Source organism: Schnuerera sp. (genome assembly GCF_035459645.1).
Taxonomy (GTDB): domain Bacteria; phylum Bacillota; class Clostridia; order Tissierellales; family Tepidimicrobiaceae; genus Schnuerera.
Map to the genome: position 1 here is coordinate 1 of NZ_DATHXO010000037.1, position 4,852 is coordinate 4,852.

Here is a 4,852-nt window from a genome sequence, read left to right on the forward strand (position 1 = left end):
GATAAAGATGATTTAGGACTAAACAATAAAATAGGAGTTTGGTTTTTTACTGCTTTAAGAACAATATTATTTTTTTCTAAATATCCTAAAAAAGTAAGTTCAATTTTTAAAAAACTATTAGAAGCCGCATTTAATTTGTTAAAAGTTTCTATGGCTTCTTTCCTACTGCTAACAATGTTAGTAACTATATTTAGTTTACCTCTATATCCATTATTTGTCAAAGCCTTTATCATAGTATATCCGTCCATTACTGAGGTAGGGTCAGGAGTAGTTATAAGTATGACTTCGTCTGCTGCCATAACAAAATGTAAAACAGTATTAGAAATTCCTGCACCTGTATCTATTATAATATAATCAGCTAAGTACTCCAGCTTTTCTATTTCTATTAATAAATTGTGAATATTGTCATCATTCATGAGAGATAATTCATGCAAGCCTGTTCCACCAGATATGAGTTTAATACCTTCAGGTCCATCACCAAGGACCTCATGGATACTTTTATTATTAACAATTAGGTCAGCAACAGTATATTTAATATTTGTACCTGTTAGAATCTCTATATTAGCTAAACCTAGATCTGCATCTAAAACTAAAACTTTATATCCTAATCTTTTTATAGAAATAGCTAAATTGATGGCAAAATTGGTTTTACCAACTCCTCCTTTTCCACTAGTTATAGCAACTACTTTAGCTTTGTTTTTAGTTAAAGGTTTTATTTTATTATTAACTTTTTCTTTCATTAATTCTCTGAGTTTTTCTGCTTGATCTTTCATGCTAAATCTCCCCTATTAAACAGCTAACTACTTTTTCTTTATCTAATATTTCAATATCATCTGGAACATTTTGACCTGTAGTTATATAAGAAACTGGGTTTTTAGTTAAATATTTGGCATTTAAAATATTACCTAATCCATTACTTTCATCAATCTTAGTAAAAATAATTTTATAATTTTTAATAAAACTATAATGATTTATAATTGATTTTAGAGTATTATAATCCGTAGTTCCGCTTAACACTAGAAATACTTCCTTATTATTCATAGAGTTTATAATTTTAAAAATTTCATCTTTTTCATCTACATCTCTATGATTTGTACCGGCAGTATCAACAAAAATAATATCTTTATCTTTAAAAGCAACTAAAGCTTTATACATATCATCTTCATTATAAATAACCTCTAGGGGTAGCTTTAGGATGTCACTATAAGCTTTTAGTTGGTCAACAGCAGCAATTCTATATGTATCTGAAGTAATAAGTCCTATATCAAATTTATCTTTCATAACTAATTGGGCAGCAATTTTTGCCAAAGTGGTTGTTTTCCCAACACCTGTAGGGCCAACAAAAAATATTATTTTTTGTTGGGGATTATCCATACTCAATGGTTTTACAGTACCTATATACTCTTTAAGGGTATGAGCGATTATTTTTTTAATAGCAATATTATCTTTGTCTTCAAAATTTATTTGTTCATTAAGTTTTTTAAAAATAGAAGTTGCAGTAGTATGTTCTACACCATTTTCTATTAATTTCATTCTATATTTATTGAGTACCGTTGAAAACTCTAAGTCTTTACTATTAACATTAGTAGAAATTTGTTCTACCATGTTTTTTAAGATAGTTAATTCATTATTTATTTTAATAAGATTATCATCTTTGTTGTTTTCAAAAGTTAAGAATTCTTTGTTTTCATAAGCTGCAGTAATTTCTACTAAAGGTTTTTTAAAAAAACCTAAAAACCCCTTTTGTTTAATAGTTTTGGTATTTAATACTATAGCATCTGACCCAAGTTCTCTTTTCAACTTATTCATGGCTTCGTGAGTAGTATAGCCAGTGTATTTTTTCAATTTCATTACATATCCACCATCCCAACTGATTGAACTTCAACTGTCGGCTCTATTTCATTATAAGACAATACTATTAAGTCCCTAGTTAATTGCTCGGTTAAACGTTTGAAATAAAGCCTAACTATTGGGGCAGTTAAAACAATAGGTTGTTCTCCAATAGAGGTTAATTTTTGTACTGTTTTTAGAGTATTATTTAATATTTTTTGTGCTATATTTGGTTCTAAGGATAAATAAGATCCGGTCTCTGTTTTATTAATAGAATTCATAATAATCTCTTCAACTTGACTATCCAAAGTTACCACATTTAAAGCACTATTTTCAACATATTTATTAGTTATATAACCTGCTAATCTTTGTCTTACATATTCAGTTAATAAATCTGTATCTCTAGTTACATTGCCGTAGTCGGCTAAAGTTTCTAAAATAGTTACCATATCCCTTATACTTATCTGTTCTTTTAGTAAGTTAGACAATACTTTTTGAATCTCTCCAATTGATAAAACTTTTGGTACAACTTCATCAACTACAGCAGGGTACTCTTCTTTAACATTATCTATTAATAGTTTCACATCTTGCCTACCTATTAAATCATATGCTTTTTCTTTTATAACTTCAGTTAAATGAGTAGCAATTACCGAAGGTGGATCTACTACCGTATAACCGAATATTTCAGCTTTTTCCCTTTCGTTTTCTGTTATCCATTTAGCTGGTAGGCCAAAAGCAGGTTCTATAGTTTCAATACCTTCTATATCTCCTTCTCCAGTACCAGGGTCCATTGCTAAATAATGATCAAAATAAACTTCCCCCTTCGCTACCTGAACCCCTTTAATTTTAATTATGTATTCGTTTGGATTTAATTGGATATTATCCCTTAATCGAACAATTGGTACTACTAAACCTAATTCCATAGCAATTTGTCTTCGTATCATGACGATTCTATCTAATAAATCACCGCCTTGATTAACATCTGCTAGTGGTATTAAGCCATAACCAAATTCTAATTCAATATCATCTACCTTTAGTAAACCTAGTACATTTTCTGGTTTTCTTAATTCTTCTGCTTCTGATATTTCTTCTATTGGTTCTTCGATTTCTTCTTTAACCCCTTTCCCCATTAAGTATCCTAAAAATATAAAAATAAGTCCAAGTATTAAATAAGTAAAGGTTGGCAAAGTTGTAGATACTCCTAATAAGACTATTACTCCTCCTATTATATATAACAACTTAGAATTATTACTAAATAATTGTGTAATCATGTCTTGTCCTAAATTGGATTCTGAAGCGGCTCTAGTAACTACTAAACCTGTAGCAGTAGAAATCAACAATGCAGGTATTTGGCTGACTAAACCATCCCCAACTGTTAATAGGGTGTATGTTTGCATGGCCTCGTTGATGGGCATTCCAGCAGATACACCAATTATTAGGCCTGCGACAATATTTATAATAGTAATTATTATTCCAGCAATAGCATCACCTTTAACAAATTTAGTTGCTCCATCCATAGCGCCATAGAAATCAGCATACCTTTGAACATCTTTTCTTCTAGTTCTTGCTTCCTGCTCAGTAATTAAACCAGAATTTAAGTCGGCATCAATAGCCATCTGTTTCCCAGGCATAGCATCCAAAGTAAACCTTGCAGATACCTCCGCTACCCTTTCAGCTCCTTTTGTTATTACAATAAATTGTATTATTATAATAATCAGAAATATAATAAAACCAACTATAGGGTTATTTTGTATTACAAATTTACCAAAAGTCTCTATTACTTTACCTGCATCTGCATTAGATAATATACCTCTAGTAGTAGATATATTTAATGCTAATCGATAAAGGGTAGCAATTAGAAGTAAAGATGGAAATATGGAAATTTCAAGTACATTCTTTGAATACATAGAAATCAATAAAATTAGTAAAGACAAAGCTATATTAATACTTAATAAAACGCTTAACAACCCATTGGGGATAGGTATAATAATAATTAAAACTATTCCAATAATACCTAGAGCAACAATAATATCGCCAAATTTCATTATCTTTCCTCCTAAAAGTCATCTTTTAAACTATAAACATATGCTAATACTTCAGCCACTGCTTCATATAAGTCTTCTGGAATTAAACTTCCTATTTCAACCGTATCATATAAAGCCCTCGCTAAAGGCTTGTTTTCAACTAACGGAATCGAATGTTCCTTACCTACTTTTTTTATATTTTCAGCAATAAGGTCTGCGCCTTTTGCTAATACATAAGGTGCTTGATATAAGTCTCTATCATATTTTATAGCAATAGCTATATGGGTTGGATTCGTAATTATCACGTCAGCTTGTGGGACATCTTGAATCATCCTCGACATTGCTATTCTTCTCTGTTTTTCCTTTATTTTAGATTTAATTAAAGGATCTCCTTCAGTTTGTTTATATTCTTCTTTTATCTCTTGCTTAGTCATCATTAGATTTTTTTCATGTTCTCTCCATTGAAACAGATAATCTAAAAAAGATAAAAAAGCCAAAACTCCAACAATTCTCATAGAAAAACCAAAAACTAAACTTGAGAAATTCTTCAGCATAGTAGTAAGTTCTAAATTTTGTAGATTCATTACTTTAATTAAATTTTTATTAATAAAAGAAAAAGCAACATATCCAATTAATAAAATTTTTAAAATTGATTTAACCAATTCTGCTAAAGCTTTTTTAGAAAAAATTCTTTTAAAACCTTCTATAGGGCTTATTCGATTTAATTTAATTTTTAGTGGTTTAGTAGTAAATAAAAAACCAATTTGCAAATAATTAATAATAATTGCAGCTAAAAAAGAGACAAGTATAATAGGTGTTGCTAAACCAAAGAAAGAAGATAATATATTAATAAAATTAGTCATCAAGTTGTTTTCATAAAAAAGTTCATCTACGGTTTCAATGTTTTTATAGACATTTTTCATAAACTTTATTAGATAATCCAATATATATTTACCAAATAATCTTAGTCCTAAAAAAGCCACAAATAGGATAAAAGT

4 protein-coding genes are annotated in these 4,852 nt (G+C 29.1%); all 4 read right to left on the reverse strand.

Translation table 11 applies throughout. The annotated features are described in order from the left end of the window. On the reverse strand, positions 1–773 hold a 773-nt coding region (locus VK998_RS00885; RefSeq protein WP_325224431.1), incomplete at its 3' end, for a MinD/ParA family protein. A 1-nt stretch (position 774) separates the two neighbouring features. Beyond that, the gene (locus VK998_RS00890; protein WP_325224433.1) at positions 775–1,851 is read right to left on the reverse strand and encodes a flagellar biosynthesis protein FlhF; all 1,077 of its coding nucleotides are present in this window, start codon (positions 1,849–1,851) and stop codon (positions 775–777) included. After that, positions 1,851–3,875, reverse strand: coding sequence for a flagellar biosynthesis protein FlhA (flhA, locus tag VK998_RS00895; protein ID WP_325224436.1), 2,025 nt, complete (start codon positions 3,873–3,875; stop codon positions 1,851–1,853). Before flhA ends, VK998_RS00890 begins: the two co-directional genes overlap by 1 nt. Positions 3,876–3,886: 11 nt before the next feature. Then, positions 3,887–4,852 (reverse strand): flagellar biosynthesis protein FlhB (gene flhB / locus VK998_RS00900; protein WP_325224438.1); only part of this gene is annotated, 966 nt, incomplete at its 5' end.